Source organism: Thermosporothrix hazakensis (assembly GCF_003253565.1).
GTDB lineage: Bacteria > Chloroflexota > Ktedonobacteria > Ktedonobacterales > Ktedonobacteraceae > Thermosporothrix > Thermosporothrix hazakensis.
In genome coordinates, this window is the sequence record NZ_QKUF01000037.1 from 1 (window position 1) to 22,517 (window position 22,517).

22 protein-coding genes and 1 pseudogene are annotated in these 22,517 nt (G+C 53.5%); 7 read left to right on the forward strand and 16 right to left on the reverse strand.

Annotated features, from left to right (window positions below; genetic code table 11):
* Positions 1-23 precede the first annotated feature (23 nt).
* From EI42_RS27905 to EI42_RS27915, 3 genes are all read right to left on the reverse strand, one after another.
* Positions 24-857, reverse strand: a complete 834-nt coding sequence (locus tag EI42_RS27905; RefSeq protein ID WP_111325924.1) for an NAD(P)-dependent oxidoreductase — start codon at positions 855-857, stop codon at positions 24-26.
* 75 nt (positions 858-932) lie between these two features.
* Positions 933-1,319, reverse strand: a complete 387-nt coding sequence (locus EI42_RS27910) for a MerR family transcriptional regulator (protein WP_111325925.1) — start codon at positions 1,317-1,319, stop codon at positions 933-935.
* A 739-nt stretch (positions 1,320-2,058) separates the two neighbouring features.
* Complete coding sequence (locus EI42_RS27915) at positions 2,059-2,361, reverse strand: ATP-binding cassette domain-containing protein (RefSeq protein WP_211326379.1); 303 nt, start codon at positions 2,359-2,361, stop codon at positions 2,059-2,061.
* A 506-nt stretch (positions 2,362-2,867) separates the two neighbouring features.
* Here EI42_RS27915 and EI42_RS27920 point away from each other — a divergent pair.
* The 4 genes from EI42_RS27920 (at position 2,868) to EI42_RS35020 (ending at position 7,252) form a co-directional block, all read left to right on the forward strand.
* Entirely contained in the window at positions 2,868-4,448 is a 1,581-nt protein-coding gene (locus EI42_RS27920) for a LuxR C-terminal-related transcriptional regulator (RefSeq protein ID WP_111325927.1), read from the forward strand.
* A gap of 139 nt (positions 4,449-4,587) precedes the next feature.
* Positions 4,588-6,189 (forward strand): FAD-dependent monooxygenase, encoded by a 1,602-nt coding sequence (locus EI42_RS27925; protein WP_111325928.1) that lies wholly within the window; start codon positions 4,588-4,590, stop codon positions 6,187-6,189.
* Positions 6,190-6,251: 62 nt separating this feature from the next.
* Positions 6,252-6,920 carry an FAD-dependent monooxygenase gene (locus EI42_RS27930; RefSeq protein WP_111325929.1) on the forward strand — a complete coding sequence of 223 codons (669 nt, stop codon included), beginning with the start codon at positions 6,252-6,254 and terminating at the stop codon, positions 6,918-6,920.
* Entirely contained in the window at positions 6,818-7,252 is a 435-nt protein-coding gene (locus EI42_RS35020; RefSeq protein WP_371859996.1) for an FAD-dependent monooxygenase, read from the forward strand. Before EI42_RS27930 ends, EI42_RS35020 begins: the two co-directional genes overlap by 103 nt.
* A gap of 453 nt (positions 7,253-7,705) precedes the next feature.
* Here EI42_RS35020 and EI42_RS27945 read toward each other — a convergent pair whose 3' ends face one another.
* The 8 genes and pseudogenes from EI42_RS27945 to EI42_RS27980 all read right to left on the reverse strand — a co-directional run bounded on the left by EI42_RS27945 (position 7,706) and on the right by EI42_RS27980 (position 12,142).
* On the reverse strand, positions 7,706-8,194 hold the full coding sequence (locus tag EI42_RS27945) for a pentapeptide repeat-containing protein (protein ID WP_111325932.1): 489 nt from the start codon (positions 8,192-8,194) through the stop codon (positions 7,706-7,708).
* A complete protein-coding gene (locus tag EI42_RS27950) occupies positions 8,139-8,693 on the reverse strand; it encodes a pentapeptide repeat-containing protein (protein ID WP_111325933.1) in 555 nt (184 codons plus the stop codon). The genes EI42_RS27945 and EI42_RS27950 overlap by 56 nt, the downstream gene beginning before the upstream one ends.
* Before the next feature lie 447 nt (positions 8,694-9,140).
* A complete protein-coding gene (locus EI42_RS34045) occupies positions 9,141-9,617 on the reverse strand; it encodes a hypothetical protein (protein WP_249033485.1) in 477 nt (158 codons plus the stop codon).
* 132 nt (positions 9,618-9,749) lie between these two features.
* A pseudogene (locus EI42_RS35025) lies at positions 9,750-9,899 on the reverse strand (carboxymuconolactone decarboxylase family protein); the annotation flags it as partial.
* Positions 9,900-10,387: 488 nt separating this feature from the next.
* Complete coding sequence (locus EI42_RS27965; protein ID WP_111325936.1) at positions 10,388-10,831, reverse strand: cytochrome P450 family protein; 444 nt, start codon at positions 10,829-10,831, stop codon at positions 10,388-10,390.
* On the reverse strand, positions 10,828-11,034 hold the full coding sequence (locus tag EI42_RS27970; protein ID WP_137686070.1) for a hypothetical protein: 207 nt from the start codon (positions 11,032-11,034) through the stop codon (positions 10,828-10,830). Before EI42_RS27970 ends, EI42_RS27965 begins: the two co-directional genes overlap by 4 nt.
* Positions 11,035-11,319: 285 nt before the next feature.
* Complete coding sequence (locus EI42_RS27975; protein ID WP_111325938.1) at positions 11,320-11,556, reverse strand: hypothetical protein; 237 nt, start codon at positions 11,554-11,556, stop codon at positions 11,320-11,322.
* A gap of 295 nt (positions 11,557-11,851) precedes the next feature.
* Positions 11,852-12,142, reverse strand: a complete 291-nt coding sequence (locus EI42_RS27980; protein WP_307722233.1) for a hypothetical protein — start codon at positions 12,140-12,142, stop codon at positions 11,852-11,854.
* 643 nt (positions 12,143-12,785) lie between these two features.
* Between EI42_RS27980 and EI42_RS27985 the strand changes: the two genes are divergently transcribed.
* The 3 genes from EI42_RS27985 (at position 12,786) to EI42_RS27995 (ending at position 15,555) form a co-directional block, all read left to right on the forward strand.
* Positions 12,786-14,210 (forward strand): hypothetical protein, encoded by a 1,425-nt coding sequence (locus EI42_RS27985; protein WP_111325939.1) that lies wholly within the window; start codon positions 12,786-12,788, stop codon positions 14,208-14,210.
* Positions 14,211-14,268: 58 nt separating this feature from the next.
* The gene (locus EI42_RS27990; RefSeq protein WP_111325940.1) at positions 14,269-14,775 is read left to right on the forward strand and encodes a DinB family protein; all 507 of its coding nucleotides are present in this window, start codon (positions 14,269-14,271) and stop codon (positions 14,773-14,775) included.
* 90 nt (positions 14,776-14,865) lie between these two features.
* Entirely contained in the window at positions 14,866-15,555 is a 690-nt protein-coding gene (locus tag EI42_RS27995) for a hypothetical protein (protein ID WP_211326380.1), read from the forward strand.
* 32 nt (positions 15,556-15,587) lie between these two features.
* On the opposite strand, the gene hemG is transcribed toward EI42_RS27995, so the two are convergent.
* From hemG to EI42_RS28020, 5 genes are all read right to left on the reverse strand, one after another.
* A complete protein-coding gene (gene hemG / locus EI42_RS28000; protein ID WP_111325942.1) occupies positions 15,588-17,018 on the reverse strand; it encodes a protoporphyrinogen oxidase in 1,431 nt (476 codons plus the stop codon).
* Positions 17,015-17,938 (reverse strand): ferrochelatase, encoded by a 924-nt coding sequence (gene hemH, locus EI42_RS28005; RefSeq protein WP_111325943.1) that lies wholly within the window; start codon positions 17,936-17,938, stop codon positions 17,015-17,017. Before hemH ends, hemG begins: the two co-directional genes overlap by 4 nt.
* A 180-nt stretch (positions 17,939-18,118) precedes the next feature.
* The gene (gene melA, locus EI42_RS28010) at positions 18,119-19,423 is read right to left on the reverse strand and encodes an alpha-galactosidase (RefSeq protein WP_111325944.1); all 1,305 of its coding nucleotides are present in this window, start codon (positions 19,421-19,423) and stop codon (positions 18,119-18,121) included.
* Between the two features lie 72 nt (positions 19,424-19,495).
* Complete coding sequence (locus tag EI42_RS28015; protein ID WP_111325945.1) at positions 19,496-20,536, reverse strand: LacI family DNA-binding transcriptional regulator; 1,041 nt, start codon at positions 20,534-20,536, stop codon at positions 19,496-19,498.
* Positions 20,537-20,871: 335 nt separating this feature from the next.
* Complete coding sequence (locus EI42_RS28020) at positions 20,872-22,473, reverse strand: OPT/YSL family transporter (protein ID WP_111325946.1); 1,602 nt, start codon at positions 22,471-22,473, stop codon at positions 20,872-20,874.
* Between the last annotated feature and the right edge of the window lie 44 nt (positions 22,474-22,517).

The following is a 22,517-nucleotide window of genomic DNA, read 5'->3' on the forward strand; positions in this document are numbered from 1 at the left end:
AAGGGATGGGCTGAAGGAAGCGTCTACGCTCTTGCCTCATCGCTTCTCAAGAGATCAGACAAAAGGTGTGCAATGGGTGTAGACAACTCTACCTGTTGTGCAGTCTTCGTGAAGAGACTCACGTCCTTCAGCGGAATCTTACTCTGCCTGAAAGGCGCAGCCTGGGTATCCTCGACAATTCTCTTCCCATGCCCCTGATAGATAGGAGAGGGGAATAGCGTGGGGGCCGTCGTCAGCATATCAAGTACTGCTTTCGGATCGACTCCATTGTTCTCAGCCACCGAGAGCGCTTCTCGCAAAGATTGTCCTGCGGAAACAATCAGGAAGTTGCCCACAAGTTTGACAAGCGTTGCCGCACCAACCTCTTCGCCAAAATCAACAATACCCTGCCCCCCCATCGCCTTCAGGAGTGGTCGGACGCGTTCTTTGGCTCTTTGCGGACCCGCAAACGGAATCCAGAGCCGTTGGGCGACAGCGGCCTCAGATCCTCCAAAGATGGGAGCCTCAACATAGACACTGCCATGTTGCGCATGCATCGCCGCCAGCTTCTTTGTCATTTCAGGCGATATCGTGCTCATCGCAAGATGGATACCACCTGGTCCCAATTGCTCTAAAAAGCCCTCACTCGTGACGATGCTTTCCACTGACGCATCACCCCACAAAATGGTCACAACAATTCCTCCGCTTGTCACCGCGTCAACGGGTCGACTCACCTGTTGTGCACCCTGAGCAACCAGAGGTTCCGCTTTGCTCGCCGTGCGGTTATACACCCGCAGCGCATACCCGGCTTTGAGGAGATTCCTTGCCAGTGGCAACCCTAGATTGCCGAGTCCAATACATCCAATCGTTTCATTCATCTTTCTCAATACTCCTGAATGATTTGCACTTAAAATGTGACGTTAACGTCATGTTTTGGATAAAAAAAAGCCTCGTTACGGTTCTCTTTCCTCAAGCCAGCGCTCGAAGCGTTCAATAGTGGCCTGTAAGTCAGCACGAAATTGTTGTAACGCTCCAATCTTCCGGTCTGCCTCGGCCAGATGCTGGCGCAGGATGGCAAGGACTTTCTGTTTTGGTTGTATTCCACCTGGATCAGTGAAATAGAGATCAATCACGTCACGTATTTCATCCAGGCTGAGTCCAAGCTTCTTTAACTGATCAATTTTACGCAGACGATACAGCGTCTCCTCGGTGTAATAGTGCTGGCCACGGCCTTCACGCTCACCAGGAGGGAGCAGCCCAATACTCTCGTAATAGCGGACGGTGCGCGCAGTGACCCCTGCTCGTTCCGTCACATCACCTATGCGCATCCGATCGTTCATCGCTCACCCACTCACATGTTACGTTAACGTCATGTTGATATGATAGACCGTGAGCGAGGATTTGTCAAGGACCTTTCTCCCCGGGGTTCACACGTCTGAAATCCAGATACCGCTGCTCAACACAATCTACATACGAAGATGATAGCGATAGTCTTGATACATCAACGCTTTGGCGCGGTTCTTTTTGCCTTCCCTAAAGCCATAGGAGGAGAGAAACAGAAGCTCAGTTCCTGCTCATGCTTCCCCCTTTGCCCTCCCCGCTTCAGCGTTCAAAGCACGTTCCTTTCTCCACTCCTTGTCTCATGGAGAGCTTGCAACGCATGCAGTTTCTTCTGGGTACGACGTTGCTCACCTCACGTTGATAGGCCCTTGCCTGTTCCCGATTCTGGACAGGCTGACCCTCTCCATTGTGCTTCACCATCTCTTCAAGCTCCTTTTCTATTTTCTCCAAGCCGTTCCCGTTTATCTAAGCATGCCCACTCAACAATCACCCTGATATTCTGAAACATCAGGGGAATCTCATCATAGATTCTGTCACCCTTGTCATTACATTCCCGAATCTGTACCGCTACCCTCAATTTCTTAAGCACATGCTCATTACCTCAGTTCAAAAAATGAGCCATGATGTTGTTTTTCAACGTCATTTTTAAACCTTCTCTATCACCACATCCTTCGCCTGCTGTAGTAGTTCAGGAACACAAGAGTCCAGGCTTCGCGCGCATAGAGTCAATCCAAGAAATCAAGCCCTTTTATTCAATTGTTCCAGCGAAAGACAACGATCTGAAGACGCTGCAATATTTGGATCACGCGTCACTAAAATCATTGTATTCTGTTCCTCCCGCTGGATTTCACGCAGCATAGTTAGCACCTCCTGACCTGTACGCGGATCCAGATTCCCTGTTGGTTCATCTACCAGTAAGAGCCTGGGTCGATGCATTAAAGCACGAGCTATCGCCACTCTCTGCTGTTCTCCTCCCGACAAACGTGCTGGAGTGTGTCCTAAGCGTCCGCCTAATCCAACCTGCTCCAACAGAGCTTTCACTCGTTGTTGTATATTGAAGAGTACAAACGCCCTTCAGGTACCTCTCCCACAAGGGAAGTAGAGCCTTACTCGCCATAAGCAACTATCCCGGGCCTATCATCTGATTGAGGTTTCAGTATCTCAGTTGCTATACTCTGTTCTGGAACAGTGGCGCTTCCCCCTTCCTGTTCTGGAACACACAAGGGGACTCCTCTTTGCTAGTTGTAAGTGAGAAGATCAAGGGATATGCGTTCCTCCACAAATAGTGTTGTCTCTGATGGATTTCTGATCTATTGGCAAGCTGGACAAAAAAGAACAGTAGCTGTCGGCTCTGACGCCTGGTATACCTGGCTAGAACAGGTCACATCCTTTTCCTTTCAAAGCAAGGAGGGATCCTTTTCTGCTCACAAAGCCCGAGCCACACATGGACGGGGGGCTGGTACTGGTATGCCTATCGCCATTATGCAGGTCGGCTTTATCGCTGCTATCTGGGCGGGTCGGAGAAGCTTTCACTACCACAATTGCAGATGGCAGCACAGAAACTCACTTCCAAAACCAGGGAAAGAGCGCCTATCCCATCGAAATCACAGTCTCCGTTGCCGGCTCCGGCCTCATCCATTGAGCCAATTGCCAGACACCCTCAACTTGGCCTCGCCTATCTCTGGGCCCTGTTGCCCGATGGCGACCCGCAAAGAGTAGAAGAAGTTGTCTCCTTGCTTGAGCAGTCCTTGCGAGAACTCCCGCAAGAGAGTCAGAAGGCAGAACTGCGTAGTGAATTGACCTTATTTCTGGTTGTCTTCGCGCTTCGACAACACGATTCTCGGCGCGCCGTTGAGCTCGCACAAGAAGCGTTGCACACGCTCCCCCGTCCGCTTCAAAGCGTTGCACACCTCGCGCTAACCCTCGCACAAGGGACCGCCTTCCAGGAACAAGGACAACTGGTTGTTGCAGAGCAGGCTCTTGTACAGGCAAGTATCCCGGGTGCGCAGACCGAATATCATCTCTTAAATCTCTTTGCGATGGATGCTCTGGCCAATCTCTATGAGGCACAAGGCCAATTGCAACAGGCTGGTCGTTTCTTTGAGCATGTGCTGTACATTGCAGGAAGGCCACCGCGCCAGTCACCTCTTTTGCTCGCCTGGGTTTCTCTCAGCTATGCATCGTTGTTACTCGAATGGAACAGGCTGGAGGAAGCAGAAACCCTTCTCAAACAGGCAATAAAAGAAAGCCAGCTTCTGGGTCTGGATGATCTCGCCAGCTTTGCAGGCATTCAGCTTGAGCGCACACGGGGCGATATTGATAAAGCACTGGAACTGCTAGAGCATCTCCAGGCAAACACTCACATCATTGAACCAATGAATACCTTTCTTGCCGCATGGCACGCTCGTCTGTGTCTTCTGACAGGCCGAAGAGCAGAGGTCCGTTCCTGGATGCGAATGTGTGGGTTACACTTCGATGATGAGCTTCAAGAGCCTCTTCGCCAGGAACCATACTTTGCATATATGACACTGGCCCGTGCCTTGATTGCAGAGGGACACCAAACAGAGCTAAAGCAGGCATCTCATCTATTAACGCGTCTGCTGGCCTTCGCTGAACACAAAGGATTTACAGGGTGGCGCATAGAGATCCTGACTCTCCAGGCACTCACATTACAGGCCCAGGGAGAAAAACATCAGGCACTCTCTGTTCTTGGCCAGTCCCTGGTGCTGGCAGAACGAGAGGGATATATCCGACTCTTTGCCGACGAACGGGAACCGATGAGGCAATTGCTGGCTCGGCTTCCTGCAAACAGTCCGATCTCGCCCCACTATCTCCAGACCTTAAAAAACGCCTGCATATCAGAGAGAACCGCATCATCCCCTCAACGGCTCCCTGACCCTCTCAGTGCACGCGAACTGGAGGTGTTGCGCTTGCTGGCCCGGGGATACTCCAATCAACAGATTGCAACAGAACTGATCATTACCCTCAACACCGCCAAACGTCATGTCAAGCACATTCTGGCAAAGTTAGGTGTGACCAATCGCCTCCAGGCGGTTCTTCGCGCCCATGAACTCTCCCTGCTTTCACCTCCCCAAAATACTCCCGATAATGCTCCTGAAGGAGCATGACCGTTCCCTCTTCCCCTACTATACTGTGACAAGAGCGGACAGGCCTTCATCGCCCCTCAGCAGAAGAAACCTGCGGGTGCCACTGAGTGCTTGTTGAATTGCTCTCCCAATCGCACTGTTTGTCAGAAAGGAAAAAGGTATGCAATCTGTACCGGTTTTGATTGTTGGAGCTGGACCAACAGGGCTCGCCACAGCTCTTTTTTTAGCTCACCACGGCGTACGCTCACTGGTGGTGGAACGCCACCCGAGCACCTCGATCTTCATCAAAGCACGGGGTATCGACTTTCGCACCATGGAGATATTCCGTCCTTTGGGATTGGAGGAAAAGCTTCGTACACAGGTTGGTACACTGAGCCAGAATACGCTGCTTCTGGTTGTCGAAACGCTTGCAGGCAAGGAACAACAGCGCAACTCCATTTCCTGGATGACTCAACCAGAAGGTACCTTTGAACAGATAAGCCCATCATCCTGGCTACTCGGGAGTCAGGCAATCTTTGAGCACGTTCTTGCCCGGGAAGTGCGGCAACGAGAAAGCGACATTCGCTTTAACACAGAACTCCTTTCTTTCACACAGAATGAGTCCGATGTTATTGCTCAAGTGCTCGATAAAACAACAGGAGAACAGCAAAGCATTCATGCAACGTACCTGATCGCGGCAGATGGCATTCATAGCCCTGTCCGTCAGCAGCTCACTCTCCCCTGGGAGAGTTACAGCGCCCCCGAGCCTCGAATCATCATCTCCTTTCGGGCCGATCTCAGTGCACTGGTACGCGAGCGCCTCTTCCTCTTCTGTTTTATCCACAATTCCAACATGGCGGGCATTCTTGCGCCCATCAACAATACAGATCTCTGGCAACTGAATATCCAATCTACGCCTGAAAAAGAAGTATCACTGGAGGATTTTCCTGCTGAACGCTGTCGCGAGCTGATACGTCAGGCGGTAGGCCTGGCCGAACTAGAAGTCGAGATCCAGCATATTATGCTTACTCAGGACGCGACAGGTATCGCAACCTCTTTCCAGCAGGGCCGCGTGTTGCTCGCTGGTGATGCTGCTCATCAGGTGCCATCGGGCCTGAATAGCGGCATACAGGATGCCCAGAATCTGGCCTGGAAACTTGCCTTTGTGCTTCAAGGGAAGGCTGGCCCGGCCCTCCTTGCTACATACGAGGTAGAACGCCAGCTTGCAGCACGGATCAAAGCCGAAGCAGCAACACGCCCACCCAGGCCAGAACATCCTGAAGAGCTGCTTGATGCCCCAGAAGAAGAACAGCAGGTGCTTCCGGATGAAGTTGTACAGACCTTAAATCACCGTTATGTTTCTTCTGCGGTGCTTGCAGAGCCAGAAGCACATGCTCCTGTTCAGGGAACATTCGATCTCAGTGGTTACCCTGGCACACGTGCTCCTCATCTGTGGCTCAGACAGCAAGGACGCCGCCTTTCGACGCTTGATCTTTTTGATGCTCGGTTTGTGCTTCTGACTGGAGAAGAGGGAAGTGCCTGGTTATCGGCTGCCCAGGAGGTCGCATCACGTCAGGGCCTTGCGCTCGCCACCTATCGGATAGGCACAGACAACGCAGACCTTATGGCGGAGCAACAGCAGTGGTACACAACCTATGGTATCACTCCAACAGGTGCAGTCATTGTACGACCAGATGGATACATCGCCTGGCGAGCCACAGAAAAATGCGATGATCCTTTGCAGATACTGGATTCTGTCTTCTCTCACTTACTGTGCCGCTAAATCACCTCCTCCCAGAGAGGAAATCTGTATGTACCTTCTGGAAGAAAAAGGAGATTATACCTATGGAGATGAAACCTATTCCAACCCTCATTGTTGGTGGAGGAACAGTGGGCTTATCAGCTTCGCTCTTCCTTTCACATCACCATATTCCTTCCTTACTTGTCGAGCTCCATCCACGTCCGTCTTCTCATCCTCGCGCGCGTGGCCTCAACGCAAGATCGATGGAACTCTATCGTGAAATCGGTCTGGAGAAGGTGATCTATGCCAACGAAACGGCCCTGGTCAAAAGTGGGGGTCTCCGTGGAGAAACGCTTGTTGCCACCCTTGCACATCATAGCTCTCAGGCGCGGCAGGCTTTCTATGATCGACTCGAAGGCAAAGGGACCTTTGCTCATTTGAGCCCGGTCACAGGGAGCCGGTGTACCCAGGATGCCCTTGAACCGATCTTGCTGGCAGCAGCTCGTGAACGCGGGGGCGATGTGCGTTTCAACACACAACTACTCTCGTTCACCCAGAAGCGTGACGGCATCATAGCAACCATACAAGATCGAAGTACCAGTGTCCAGCAGGTCATCTCAGCGGACTCGCTGCTGATGGAGCAAAGAGCCCAATACGTTCCGCACTCAACATTTCGCCCAACGGACATGGCACACTGGGCCATTTTCTCAACATCCTCTTTGAAGCAGATCTCTCCGACCTCGTCCAGGATCGTGAGTTCAGCATCTGTCTGATCAGGAGAGACAAGATCGAGGGCATGTTTCTTGCCATCAATAATACCAATCGCTGGGTTCTCCATCTCCACTATGACCCGGAACAGGGAGAGCGTCCGGAGAACTTTTCTCCAGAACACTGCCGAGCAGTGATCCACCAATGCCTCGGTGAACCTCCACGCGCCCTTGAGGTGAAAGGGGAACGAAGTAGACCGCCGTCAGGCTCTGGAATCTGTCCTCTCTCGCTTGCTGAGGCATACGCAGAAAAGCAGTTTGTAGCGCGTCGACGAGACCGACATATGAAAAGGAGTACCGCCAGAGGAGAGAGAACAGGAGTGGGAAGCGTTGAGTAGTCTGCTGCTTCATACCTTGCCGTCCCTGATAGCGGCTCTCAACAAACACCGTTGGGGCTCTTGTCCTGACCCTTGAGGCGTTGACGAACCAATTAGAAGTGAGCAAGGGGTCATTCTATCACCACTTTCAGCACTTCCAGGATTACAAAGAACAGTTGCTCTCCTTCATGAAATGGAAGCGACGATGCAGGTGATCGAGCATTCGCAGCACAGGAAGGACTCTCCAATGTGTTGACCAACAGGCTTCCCACACAAAGAGCCAATGTACCTCAGTGAACGCTCTTTGGGTCACAACAGGAGCAAGTAGCATAACTATTGACTACGTGGCAAGCGCTCTCCAGTCGGGATGGCGGCGTTTAAGACACGCGCGTCACCCCATGCATCATAACACGCATACTCGCACATACAGGCTCTATACAGGACAACTAAGAATATATAAATGCTTGCCCAGGCTCAAGGCTCTTGCTTCATATTCCTCTTCGAAAGAATCGTTTGCAATTGCTCTTCAGTCGCTTTTGCCGCACGCAGATCAGCCTCATCAAGCATCACCCCCGTGAGCATTGCCCCGGTAAGGTCAGCACCCTGCAAATTCGCATAAGAGAGTTCGACCCTGGTAAGATCAACTTCCTGCAACTGAGCCCCGGTGAGATCAGCACCTGTGAGATCGGCATCTCGCAGCCTGGGTGAGAAGCACATGCGACAGATCAGCTCTGAGAGCTGGATAGAGAGAAGTTCCGAATTGAACTTTTGGAGCTCACGGCTCGCTTTTTCTATCCGCATGCGAGTCTCGCTCAGATCGGCACCTATCAGATTGGCGCCCCGGATATTGATTCCTCTCAGATCAGCTTTTGTGAGGCTCGCTCGCGACAGATCGGCACCAGAGAGGTCAAGCCCGATACAGCCCTGTCTTGCTGAGATCAGCCCCACTGAGGTTGGCTTCACGCAAGTTTACCCGGCTCAGATTTGCCTGTGCTAAATGGATCTGAGGCAGCTCGATCTGCTGGAGATCCCCCCCGATGAAACTTGTGCTCCCTTGCAGGGCAGCGCTGATAAACGTGGCAGGCAGGCCATTGTGACTGAAAAACTTCACCATGCTGACCTGCTGATCGCCATTTAAGGTTTGCAACACCTGGCCTAGCCGCTGTTGTGCTATCCGTGAAATCTCTGCCCTCCCACCGAGAAGCGTGAGAAGGTAAGTCTGGAAGACCATCTCCTGAAGCATCGTCATCCACTGCTGTCCGGTCTTCTCCTGGGAATATACTTGCCAGGCAGAGATACTTAGATTAAACAAAATGGCGAAAATGAGTGCGGCCCAGACGGGCGAAGAGAAGGAACAGTGAAGCGAAAGGTGTTCAGAACCGCCTTCCCTGACAGAGGAAAGCAAGGAGATGAGCCATAGAGACGGTCCCGCCCCTGTACACACACCAGAAGCTTCTTTCACTGTCGGCTGCTCCTCTGCAGCAGCCGCAGCACCAACGCAAAGAGCCCTCCCATCACGAACGATACAATGAGAATTCCTGGTTCAGGAAGACGGGTCATGTTGATCATCGGGAGAAAGGCATTCCCAACATAGAGCAAGACGCCGAGCACAAACGCACATATGATCCCGAGGAGAAGCGTTCTCCCAGTCCCCGGTTTCTTCTGTCTTGAGGCCAAGGTAGATCTCCTCTCTCGTCCATTTTCTTCCCACATGGCTCGCTCTCATACAATGAGAGCCTCTTGACCTCTCCCCCCTCTCTTCCTTCTCTCCTGAAGGTGCAAACGTTGTTGTGATCATGAAGGAAAGGAAACGAGCTCATGGAGAGGAAATACCCTCGCCTCACATCTCAATCCGCTTCTTGATGGGTGTCTCCTCTCTTGGAAAGAAAACAGACAGCAGATGTGCCAATTAGCAACAACCACACCAGAAGCACCAGACTGTTGCATTGCCGCCACAACAGGTTACTGTGCATGGAATCCAACCCGGCCCACTCATCAGACATCCAACCAGGCAGCCACTACAGGTAGGCCAGAGATTATTCCAGAAGCAGTTGGTATCACATGCATGACCAGCAATAACCTGCCCTTCTTCAACAATATAGCTTGCCTGGATACACTGTTCTGGAGCAGCAACACACGTTGGATCAGGGAGAGCCTTCAAGACAGACAGGTCCGCCATGACACTCACCAGGTCTTCTCCCTTTTGGCTGACATTGTAACCAATCCACGCAAAGCGATCCTCATCCCCCTTGAGTTGATAGGGGATGTACGCGCCAGTACATATTTTATCACCCATGACATAATAGGCAACTTCTTGAGCTTCTGGAACGGGGATATAGCCATGAGATTGAAAATATCGATCGAGAAGGAGAACACCTGTATGCATTGTCGCGCGCTGAAGAAATTGTTCTTTTTCCTTCCCCCGTAGTAGAATGGCCGTGGCATCTCTCTGCTGTGTTTTATCTGCTTGCTGAGCTTGGGCTACATTTTCCCTGGCACGCATTCCTGCTGCGAGAGCAAAGCGAATTTCTTGCTCTGTTGCACCTGCATTTTGAGCGACCCGTTTGTATCCTTCAAGGCAGGAGTGACATCCCTCAGCAGCTTTTGCTGTCAGCATGATAAGAGCAGAAGTACGCCTGTCTTCAAGGGTTTTCAGTTTGATGGACATTGATTACCTCTTTTCTAGCAAAGAGAAAGAGAAACATATTTCATCCTCGCAAAGGAAGACTCGTTTCTACGAACCGCATATTACATCATTATCTATATCTAGCCATTATAAGCTGCTAATAAATTACAATTCTGTAGTGTATTACTATGCATTATAGAACAGAGAATTAAATTCTGTCAATACTTATACTTCCTTGATATGAAAAACCTGAGAAAGAAAAGAGAAGAGATAAGCTTCGTAGATAGGGCATGATATGAGAAAATGATGTTCCTGATACGTTATTTCAATATCAGAAGAAGTATATCTGAAAAACAAAGAGACATGGTACTGCAAAGCATCACGTGAGAATCATCCAGGTAGACAATCTGCTTCGAGGTATTTTAATTCGCAGATCTATCATCATAGATAACCTGTTCAGAAGACGAAGAAAGTGGTACACTGGAGAAAACATATAAGGAACATCCATCATGCAGACAAATACGCACAACCTACAATCTATCTACAGAGGATGGGATCTGCAACAGCGCGCTCACCATGTCATCCTGCGGATGAGCCCGCCGCTCCTCAAAGAGCCGGGTAAAGTAGGCGATCATGTTATTTTGTGCCTGAATGCCTGCCTGCATATCTTCTTCTGTCGCGTCCGCATCGCCCGCGACAAAGGTGCCGGACCACTGCTTGAATTCCGCCCGCCGCTCAGTGGGAACCCCTAACATCTCCGCAATGACCGTGATCGGCAGAGGATAGGCCAGATCTCGGATCACATCCATCTCGCCCGCTGCCTGCACCTGGTCGAGCAAGCTGTTAGTGATCTCCGTGATGCGCGCATCCATCTGAGCCACCCGGCGCGGAGTGAAGGCCTGCGACACGAGTCGGCGCAACTGGTGATGGCGCGGCGGGTCCATACGCACAATACTCGAACTGATCGGGCTCACATCGCGGTACTCGGCGGCACGAAGCGATTCTGCTCGGAAGAAAACGTCGCGTGATCACTGAGCACACGTTCTACATCCTCATAGCGAAAAATGTTCCACATGCCTGAAGCTGGATCCTGAGAGACAGCCTGCGTCTCACGCATCTGACGATACCAGTCATACATGGCGATAAGTTCTTCTCTATTCGATTTCGTTTGCATCATCTTTCTTCTTTCTCTTCGTCTCATCTTCGACTCGCTTGACGGTCAATCCCGCGCACGTGAGCAGATCCGGCTCTCACATATGGAACAGTGCCACGAGTCGCGGAGCACTGTCGTCGCGCGTATCTCTTTGCACGCTCTGGGGGGCGAAAATCAGACCGGTACGGGAGCGGCAAGCTGCAAGAAAGCGAGCTTGTTCCCTGAACACACGAGGCTCACCACTACGCCAGACGTCACGTGCGCCGTGACCGGATTTTCGCCCATGCCATTCCCTCGTAGCTTTCTGTGTTAGAGCTCTCGCAACACTTTTTGCGTCAGCCCGAACAGCATCACCACAGCCAGCACCAGTCCGGAGAGGGGAAAGAGGATCGCAGGCCCGAACTGGTTCGCCAGCGCCCCGGCCAGGGCCCCAGGATAGAGCCCCAAGGAGCTGTACATCAACAGCCCCATCAGATGCCCCGGTATGGTCACCGCAATGAAGAACAGGACACGAAAGCCACTGCTGGCGATGGCCGCAATCAGCATACAGGCCACGACTCCTGGCAGTACGCAGGCCTCTCATCTGATGGGAGGCGCTGACTTGCACCACGTTCGCTGAACTGAATCACCCTTTTCCAAAACTCCAGACAGGGATCTCTCATACCATACGGTCAGCCTCTCAAAGAGATGAAAGAGAGCAGGACCTTTTCCTTGCTGACTCCTCCTGAGCAAATTATTGTGCAGAGGCTATTTCGGGACCCCGTCTCAGGCGCTCATCGCTCTCCTGAGTGCGACTCATCGTCGAAACGGCCTGACCAGCCTCAACGAATCCAGGCACAAGCTATATTTCATGTGTGTCATTTACACTCCTACAAAATGAACCTATTCTCGGTTTACACTCATCTTCACTCACTTGCGGAGAAATAGCATCATCGGTCTCAAGCGAGAGCAAGATCAAACCCAGGCTATTCATTTTATGCAACACCCGATAGAGCGCCGCTTGATCGGGCAAGGATCCGCAGAGCAACGTTTTGCCTGAGGCTTGTGGGAGAAGCTGAAGGTCTTCAAACCATTCTTGCCAGGATGAATCCAGATGTCCCTTGATGCCAATCCGACAATGGATATTCAGCATCTTCCTCCTTTCTTTGAACCTGTCTGGAGTATAAGACGCCCGGGGTGAGTTGCCTTGCTGGCTGTGGCACCGGCTTCTTATGGCTACCCAACTGATATCTCCCCAGCACCCCAACATCCCAATGCGGGTGAGCATAACAGAAGCCAACATTGATAAGCCCGGGTATGTGCTCACAATGAACCTGCCGGCAACGAATGACTCAACATCGCCCGTTTCTTGAACCTTATATAAGGGAAGAAGAGTGTCAGACGTTCTGAGTGTATACAACAGAAGACCCGCGGTCTCAGCGGCAGCCACCCAGAACAGAGGAACGCGTCAACCAGCACACGCTAGCCCGAGTCGCTCCAGCAAGCAGCATCAGTCACCCGCTCTCATATCCCCACATCACCATATGCGTTCTCCCACCTTTCGAGCCTCACTCACACATATTACCCTCAAACAGGCGAAATATCATCAAATACGTCCATCATGAAGCCAAAGCAAGCATGGGAAATGTTCTTGTATATATTTAGCCAGTCACCCTTTTCATAAGAAAACAATCTTTTTTACCTATTTACTTGTTCTCAATAAACACATCTGCTATCATTGACAGATATAAACAGATCAATAAATACCCTCCCGGATAGGGAAGAAAGAATATCCTATGATGAGCTTACTGCATAATAAAGGCTTCGCTTCTTTCAAACTATGGCTTCAGAAAGATCTACAATCGACGCATTATAGCCTTTTTGCCCTGGCGATCCTCCTGATCGCAACTCTATTAACCGTTGTCGTCTATATTACCTATCCTTATCCGCCCCTCAATGCCGACACCCCGGGCTATCTGGAAGCGGCCAGGCAAATACAGATCTATGGCCTGAGCTTCCAATCCATTCATGCGATGCGTCTCCCGGTCTACCCGCTCTTCATTCTCCTGATCTTCGCTGTAGCTGGACAGGGGAACTTGATGGCAGTCAGCATCGTCCAGGGTGCCTTATTTGTGCTTGCCGCGCTGGAAGTCTATATCCTGCTCGCCCTCCTGCTGCGGCGCTCCTGGCTGGCTGCCCTGGTCTCGCTCTTCGTCGCGGCCAACCCGGTTCTCCTGCTCTACAGCAAACAAATCATGACCGAAGGGCCCTCGCTCTGGCTGCTCACAACCCTCATCCTCTGCTGTGTGCTCTTCTTCCAGAACATCCAGAAACCGCGCTGGTTCCTTTTCTGGGCTATGCTCGGGTTCATGATCCTGCTCATCTTTACACGCCCAGAATGGATTCTCCTGCCAATCGTGCTCAATGCCCTGCTTCTGTTCAAAACATGGCGTACTTCAATCTTTCGGCGCATTATTCCCCGTATGATTATCTCGCTGCTGGTGTTTTATGCCCTTGTGGGGGGCTACATTCTCACAAACTACTTTGTTCATGGCTATATGGGCCTATCGTGGATCGAGAACATGAACTATCTGGGCAAGGTGATGCAATATCGCATGTATCGGGAAGCCCCACCCGAATATCAATACATTACGGACCGCATTATTCAATATATAGAAGTAGAGCATCGTGGCCGCAGTCCCTATCAACTCCTCGGCTCCACCCTTCCGGAGCTGCGGGCGAATAACAACCATTTAGCCGGTGAATATGCCCGCTCGATTATCTACCGCCATCCGCTGAAATTTATCGGCTATACCATTCCCTATGTGCCCATTTCATTGACCTATTTCTACGTACCACCAAGCGACCCGGCTCACCCGACGCTGCACCATATACTTCTCTCTTTGACCGCTATCCACAAAGAAATCTACCACCAGAACTATCTCTTTCTCTTCTATGCTGCGTTCTGGCTGCTTCTGCTCTGCTGGAAACGCACACGTTCACACCATCTGGTTCAAGGGATGAGTTTTATCAGCGTCATTGTCTTGTATGCGCTGGTGATTACGACAGCAGGAGGCTACTTTGAAACCGACTATATGCGGGTTCACATCGTCTTTGACCAGCTTATCTATGTGGTCACCTGGGGAACGCCAGCCGCGCTGTTGCTCTTCCTCGCGCAGTATCTCCGCAGAAAGCGACGGATAGCCGCTGTTTCGCAATAACCTGTTCAGAAGACGAAGAAAGTGGTACACTGGAGAAAACATATAAGGAACATCCATCATGCAGACAAATACGCACAACCTACAATCCATCTACAGAGGATGGGATCTGCAACAGCGCCGCATGCTTCGGCTGCTCAAGTCCCTTTCGGATGATCAGCTCCACCTGCGGCCCGCCACAAACCTGCGCTCTGTCGGCGAACTCCTGGCCCATATCATTGCAGTCCGCGCTCGCTGGTTCCACTTCATCTTTCATGAGGGTGGAGAAGCATTTGTCGAGCTAGGAAACTGGGACCGTCCCGATGCCCCCGAGCGAGACATCACCGACCTGACAACAGGGCTGGAAACGACCTGGCACACGATCTGGGATGCTCTGGGACGCTGGACAATCGCTGATCTGGATGAGACCTTTGAAGATGAAGAAGACGGCGAGCACGTGACCTATACCCGTCAGTGGGTGCTCTGGCACCTGCTTGAGCACGATATCCACCACGGCGGAGAACTCTCGTATACGCTCGGTATCTACGGAATGGACGGCCTCAATTTCGACACTATGGATGTTCAATGAGCAATGTACCTGAAGGGGATGGCCTCCGCCTTCCTCTCAGGCTTCGCTCTATCCAATGTATCTCTTTGAGAAAGAAAATCTATGTATTCGATGCGCTCGGCATTTCCCGCGCCCTCTAATCCGATCTGGCTTCCCGTGCTGCTTCTCTTTCTCGGACGTCTATTCTTTCCTGTGACAACAGCACCGCTCGGGATTCGGCTGCCTCTCCTGCTTGCGCTCATCACCCTGACCGGCATCTCCACGGCCTTTCTGGCTCGGCGCTCCCGGCTGGAGCCGCGCCCACAAGAGCGCTTTGTGATGATGTCGCTTCTGGGAGCACTGGCAATCCCGCTTCCCCTGGCCCTTGTGGAAAGCAAGCTGCCGGTAAGGGATCTCTCTTTTCTGTCCGCCATGCTTTTCCCGCAGGGCGCATACCCGCTCTACCTGAACATCGCGATCATCTTCACGCTGATCGTCATCGCTGGCAGCTCAATCGTGAGCGTACTCTACCTCTTCACACGCCTGCGTTCCCTGTCACTCCCTCCGCTGATGACCAATCTGGCAGCCCTGGCCCTCTCATGGCTTGCCTCTATGCTGCATATGCCCTTGCTCGTTCAGCAGCTCTTCCTGCTGTGCTACGCGTTTTCACTTCCTATGCTGCTAGCGTCTCTTTTCATCACGCCCTACTTGCTCGCAAAACGGCTCTCTGCCGCACCGCGCCTCGCCTTCCACATCGCCATGCTGACCTGCATCTGCCTCTACTTCTTGAGTCAGATCCTTCTCTATTTCATTGCAGCATGAGAGAATGTAGCATCTCTCATGCCACAGATGCATCATCGACTGGGCGCAGTCTCAGCGCCTTGTTTTGAACTCAGGTGTTGCCACAGCTTCAGAGCAGCCTGTTCTCCATCTCGCACGCAGGCAGGCACTCCGGCCCCATGATAGGCAGCGCCAGCCAGCAACACACCCGGGGTCTCATTGAGCAGCCGCTCTATCCGCACCACTCTCGCACGATGCCCCGCATCATACTGCGGAAAGGCCCGTTCCCAGCGTGACACCCGCACCTCAACCGGCCACTCTCTCACGCCCATCGACGCCTCAAGCTCCCGCTGAAGCCGCGCCACAAGCGCCTTATCCGAGATGTGCCATCCTCGCTCATCCAGATAGCGACCAACCGAACAGCGCACAATCACCAGATCGGTCGCTCTCCTCAGATGCTCCCATTTGCTCGACATCCAGGTGCAGGCCGTCATCAACCGCTTATCTACCCGCGGCACCAGAAAGCCATTGCCCTGCAACGGCCCCGGGACCGCCTCTGGCCGGTAGCCAAGCGTTGCCACAATCACTGAAGCATAGGCAATCTGAGCCAGTTCAGCCGCAACCGCAGGCGTCAACGCTCGCACGACCTCTTTTGCAACCCAGGCCGGAACCGCCACAATCACGCCATCAACGATCACTTCAGATCCATCAACGCAGGAAACGCGGTAGTTCCCGTTCTCAAGCCGCGTGACAGCCTGCACCCTTGTGTTCAGCCTCACATCCAGCTCGCCCTTCATCGCGTCAAACAACCGCTCAGGCAAATAGCCGAGCCCCTGCCGAAATGACAGAAAAGCGGGCCCGCTCGCGGTCGCGGGCTGAGCCTGCTTTCTCAATTGCAGCAGGCTATAGAGCAGACTCCGCTGCTGCCTGGCCGCCTGTGCCAGTTGTGGCGCGGTCATTGCCAGACTGAGGTGACTGGCCCTCCCCGCAAAGATACCTCCGACCAGCGGTTCAACCAGACGCTCAACCATCTCCCGCCCGAACCGCGAGCCGATCACCTCCGCTACCGTTGGATCATCCGGCAACGCCTGCGCAGGCAACACCAGATCCAGCCCCGCCCTCAGCAGCCCTGGTAGCGAGAGAATACCGCTTTTCGCCACAGCAACAGCATCGGTAGGCACACCCTGCACCAGACCGGTCGGCAGCGAGCGGAGCCGCCCACGGGTCCACAGATGCGTTTTTCCGGTATCAGGGACAACAAACTCATCAGCCAGACCGAGCTTACGGCTGAGCTCCATTGCCCACGGTTGCCTTGTAATAAAGGCGTCAGGCCCCTCATCAACCGGCACACCCGCAAACGGCGTTGTCTTCACCTTGCCACCTGCCCGCTCGTCCGCTTCAAACAACGTCACGTGCAGCGGCACGTCTCCTTTTACCTGCAACAGCGTATAGGCAGCGCTCAGGCCCGCCATACCACCCCCGATCACCGCCACGCGCATCGTCATAGCGTGCCTCCCTGCTCATGCACAACCTCGGCCAGCATCTCCAGAAACGCGGGATCGTCGTTCGGCATCCGGGTTCGCCTCAGAAGCATGCCGCGCTCTTCGGCGTAGGCCTTCGCCTCAATATCCAGATCATACAACACTTCCAGATGGTCTGAGACAAAGCCAGCCGGACACACCAGCACGCCCCGTACGCCTTTCAACTCATCCAGCCGTTGCAGCAAGTCAGGCCCAAGCCATGCTTCTGAGGTCCTGCCCGCGCTCTGCCACGCCAGCGACCAGCGCTTCAGCCCGGCAACCTGCGCCACCGCCTCAGCCGTCTCTCTCAATTGCTGCTCATAGGGATCACCCATCGCCCTGACCCGCGCCGGGAGACTGTGCGCAGTAAAGAAGATCTCCACCGCTTCCGGCTCAATCCCGGCCTCGCTCGCAAGCTGTGCCCGTTGGCTCAGCACCTCATCGGCCAGGAAGCGCACATAGCCCGGGGCCAGATGCCACTGATGAATCATCGTGAACTCGAATGGCGCCGCCGCCCTGACTCGCTCCTCATATTCTCCGATACTCAAAGCAGAATAGTGAGGCGCAAGCACCAGCCCGATCACCTGCTGCACGCCACTTGCGGCCAGCTCAGCGACCCCATCTTCAAGAAAGGGGGGCGCGTGCTTCATTCCGAGGGCAACGCGATAGCGCCCCGGTGCCAGACGCTCTAAAGCGGCGCTCAAGCCAGCAACCTGCGCCTGTGTCCGTTCAAAAAGGGGGGAGATTCCTCCAATCGCGGCATAGCGGCGCTGGAGATCAGCCAGCAATTCAGGGGTTGGGGGCCGACCATGCCGAATATGGGTATAATACGCTTCAATATGTTCCGGGCTGCTTGCCGTGCCATAGGCCATCACAAGCACACCTATTTGTTTTCTCTGTTTCATAGACTCGACTCTCTCAATTCGGATACTTCCTTACTTCAATTCTAACGAACCTGAGCGAATTGAGCAAACCACCCTGACCCGGAGCACAAAGAAAAAGGCCGACACTGAACATCCATTCAGCATCGGCCACCGTTGCAAGTTGAGGCGGGAAAGGAATAAAACCTGAACGTCACTTCCCCTTTATGCCTCAAATGGCTGGAGATACTCGCGCTGTGCACTCCACATCTCGTCAAACAGGGCGCTGATCTCTGCCGGAGAGCAGACCGCCGCCGTCAACGGATCAAGCATCAACGCGTAACGAGCCGCCTCTTTGTTTCGGTTCAGCAGTGCATCGGCCATCAGCGTGTGCACGGCCATATGGCTGCGGTTTAACGCGGCAAGCTGCTCGGGGAGCGGCCCGAAATGACAGGGCTGGATACCATTGCGATCGATCAGACAGGCCACTTCAACACAGCCATCCGGGAGATTGTCAATCAATCCGTGATTGCGCACATTGCCATAGATCACGGTTGGCTTGTTCTTCACCACGCCTTCAATAATGGCAGATGCGTATTCATGGCTGCGCTTGAACGGAATCTCTTTCTTGCCCTCAAGCATCTCGCGGATCGATTCCTCATTCTGCTTGCGCCAGGTTGGCCAGTTATTCGCATAGAAACCGGTTTCACCCAGATACCCCTTACGGCAATAGCGCTCGATCAGTTCGGGGCGCTTGCGGAAGTACGGCACATACTCGGAGAAGTGCCCGCTACTCTCGGTCACAAACGCTCCAAAATACAGCATCATCTCAAAGCGCACCGGATCCTTCTCGTAGACTTCGGGAACCTTCGCCCGCTCACGCAGTCGGGGATACATATCTTCACCCTGATAGGACAGCTCCGTAAACCAGGCGTTATGGTTCAGACCGGCACACTTGAACTTCATCTCCTCGTACGGGATTTCCAGGTAGTCGGCAAGCTGCTTTGACGTCCCCTGCACGCTATGGCAGAGTCCAACCGTTTGCATCGTGGTTCCCGTCAGTGCAACCAGCGTCAGAATCGACATCGGGTTCGTATAGTTGAGCACCAGCGCATTGGGGCAAAGTTCTTCCGCGTCATGCAGGATATCAAGCCATGCCGGACCGGTTCGCAGCGCCTTGAAGATACCTCCCGGGCCGATGGTATCGCCGATACACTGATTGATGCCATATTTCATCGGGATATCAAAATCATGTCGCACATTTGCCATTCCGGCGACCTCGATGGCATTCACGATAAAATCGCTTCCGCCCATCACCGCGCGCCGATTCGTCGAGGCAGTCACGGTCCAGTTCTTCCCGCTCAAGGCAACCAGCTTGTCCGCGATCTGATGAGCCAGTTCCAGACGCTCGGCATCAATATCTACCAGCGCAAATGTGCCTTCATCCAACCCCTCAAGACACAAAATATCAGTCATAATCTGCCGGGCAAACACGGTACTCCCGGCACCCATAATGGTCACTTTCGGCATGGACTTTGAACCTCCTGTTCAATTGATGACCAGTTGAAATGTCATCAGGTAAGCTCCCCACTGAGCTCCTGGTTATACCTGTGGGCGCACCGGTGCGGTGGAAGCGCGAACCACAAGTTGCGTCGGCACAATCAACGGCGCCACGTGCTCCTTGCCCTCAATCAGCGCCACCAGCCGTTGCACAGCCTCTTTTCCCATTCTGGCGCGATCCTGACGCACCGTGGTCAGCGGCGGCGTCATATACTGGCTGAGCACCACATCATCAAAGCCTGTCAGCGAAACATCGTCCGGCACGCGCAGACCACGCTCATGCAGCGCCCGCAAAGCGCCGAGCGCCATCAGATCGCTTCCCGCGACAAGCGCCGTCCAGTCTCTTCGCTGCTCTAACAGATGACAAACCGCCTGATACGCCTCCTCAACGTTCCAGCCAGACGAGAAAATCAGACCGGGATCAACCGCAATGCCCGCCTGGGCCATCGCCTGCTGACCGCCGAGCAGCCGTTCCATCGCTACCATATTTCCGGCTGGACCGGGCAGAAATGCAATTCGCCGATGTCCGAGAGAAAGAAGATGCTCCGTCACCTGTCTCGCTCCATCCAGGTGATCCGAACGCACATACACGGCAGAGCTTCCCAGGCCCATCGTATCCAGAAACACGGTCGGGATTCCGGCCTGTAACAGTGCATGAACCCGCGGGTCCTCAACCCCTACAGCCAGCATGACTGCCCCGGCAACCCGCCTTATACGCAGGCTCCGAATATAATTCTCTGGATACGTTCCTTTTGGCCGTGAAGGAAGCAGCAAATCATAGCCCTGGGCCATCGCCTCTTGCTCAATATATCTCAGCATGTCGATGTAGAAGTAATGGGCCGTCAACCCGAGCTGTGTCAGTGAGAGCCCGTTTGACTCATCAAAGAGCCCGAGTGCGAGCGTACGGGACCGCTGCCGCACCAGACTTTGTGCCACAATATCAGGCTCATAGCCAAGCGCCTCAATAGCCTCATACACTCGCCGTCTGGCCTCCTCGCTGATCCGTGGTGAGCCATTGAGCACCCGCGAAACGGTCGCACGCGAGACCCCGGCCAGCCGCGCTACTTCTTCACTTGTCGCCATGACACGCCTTCCTCCCTCGAACCATGTACACGTGTACACACGCTATACCGGTAGTATGGCATCTCTGCGCGCGAATGTCAAGGTTTCTCTCAAGCAAAAATCCTGCCCGTTCGTCCCTCACCCATCTTCCTGACTCCGCTATCTCGGTACCTATCTCACCAGCTATAGTAGAGCCTCAGAAGCCGATCCATCCCCACCCGAAGAAGTTCGGCATAGCACTGCTGAGCCCTCATCTCCCCTCTTTGTGTACGCGTGTACATACCTGTAAAAAAAGATCTCCCGAAAGCGCTTTCGGGAGATCTCGGGAGAACTTCCAGGTAGCTGTCTGGGTGACCCTATTTTGTGCCCATCTTCCAGATCGAGCTAAAGAAGCTATAGAGCGCATCGCCAGCGATACAGCCAGCCGCCAGAATGCTCATCGGACCTTCCGCCTTCTTGCCATAGATCTTCAGCACAATCAAGCGAAGAACCAAACCCGCGATCACCGCCCAGCCAGCCAGCGGATTGTTAATCAGCAAGCCGGTTGCCAGCAAGATCCCGATCTGACGCCTGGGCCCACCGATCAACTGAATAATAGCGCCAGGGATCGCCCAGAGCATCAGATAAAGCGCAGTATTGCCACTGGTCAGCCCCGCTTGAATCGTCGCCACATACACCTTGTCGACAGGCGGGATCAGGCCACCTTTAAAGTACGATGGGGACATCACGGCCACCATCACAACCGCCGCCACAAAGCCGACCAGCGTCGCCAGAAACTGCTGTCGTCGTCCCTCCAGCTCAAACGCCCGGCTCTCGTTCTCCCGCAGAATCCAGCCGGTTTTGAAGTCATAGCCCATATCCGCGAAGGCCGGACCGGTCGAGGCTGCGAAGGCCACCAGCACCGCCAGCGCGACGGGCGGAAAACCAAACAGCATACCAACCATCAACGAGATCAGCGCCACCGCAAACGCCGGAAACCAGCCCGCATGCATCGCCGACAGACCCACGATCAACTCATGTGCAAAGGCCACCAGCGCCGCAAAGACGATCCAGCCAAGCAGCATCGGCACCGACATCTGTGTATACAGGCCGGTTCCAATCGCCAGTACAACCGCACAAACGATGAACGCAACAAAGCCCCAACTGACCGCTTTTTCCACATCCTTTGACGTGCGTGTCAGCGGGATCCCATTCCCTTCTGTCTCCACGTCGTCTTTCTTGCGGTTCCGCACCAGGAGCCAGATCACCTGTATCAGCGCAACGATTCCGGCACCAATCATAATGCCATGCGGAATATACAGCGAATCGATGTTCATGCCGAAGAGCACTTTGTCATAGCCCTTCACAAGCAGGCCGATGCCAAACATAGCCAGCGCCCAGATATTCCCGATAAAAGCGACGCCAAAGGCCGACATTGAAACGCCAAAGAGTGACCCGACCACGCCTAGCACTGTCCCGGCGATCAGCAGCAGCCCACGCTTGCCACCCTTATCGCCCGCAATAATCGCTTCCGCCGTCGCGACGCCCGCCGGCCAGGCGTTCGACGCGGGAAAGACCCGGGTGTCAAACATCAGGAACAGGATGACTGCATCTATAACCATTGCAATCGTGACACCAATCAGTGTCGGCCAGACCAGGTCAGCACGCCCGAACAAATAGGGGATACCAATCGGCATCAAGAGCGCGTTTGCCGCCCCGAACGTTGCCCCTGATATCGATGTCTGCATCAGATTTTGCCGATGCACCGACCGGAACTTCGCAAAGAATTGCAGCGGGATACGCGAAACCAGAATCGCGATCAGCGCACCAATAATCGCGGTATTCGGCGTCACGCCAAGCGTCACAATGATTTGAATACCAATAATTGCCCCGAGCAAACCCACCACAATGTTCATAATCAGTGAGGCAGGCTCAAATAGTCTGGGATGGTGCTTTTCCTGTTGGGGAGGAACTGCCATAATACTGTCTACTCCTTTCACGCCACCCGACAGGTCAGATGAGG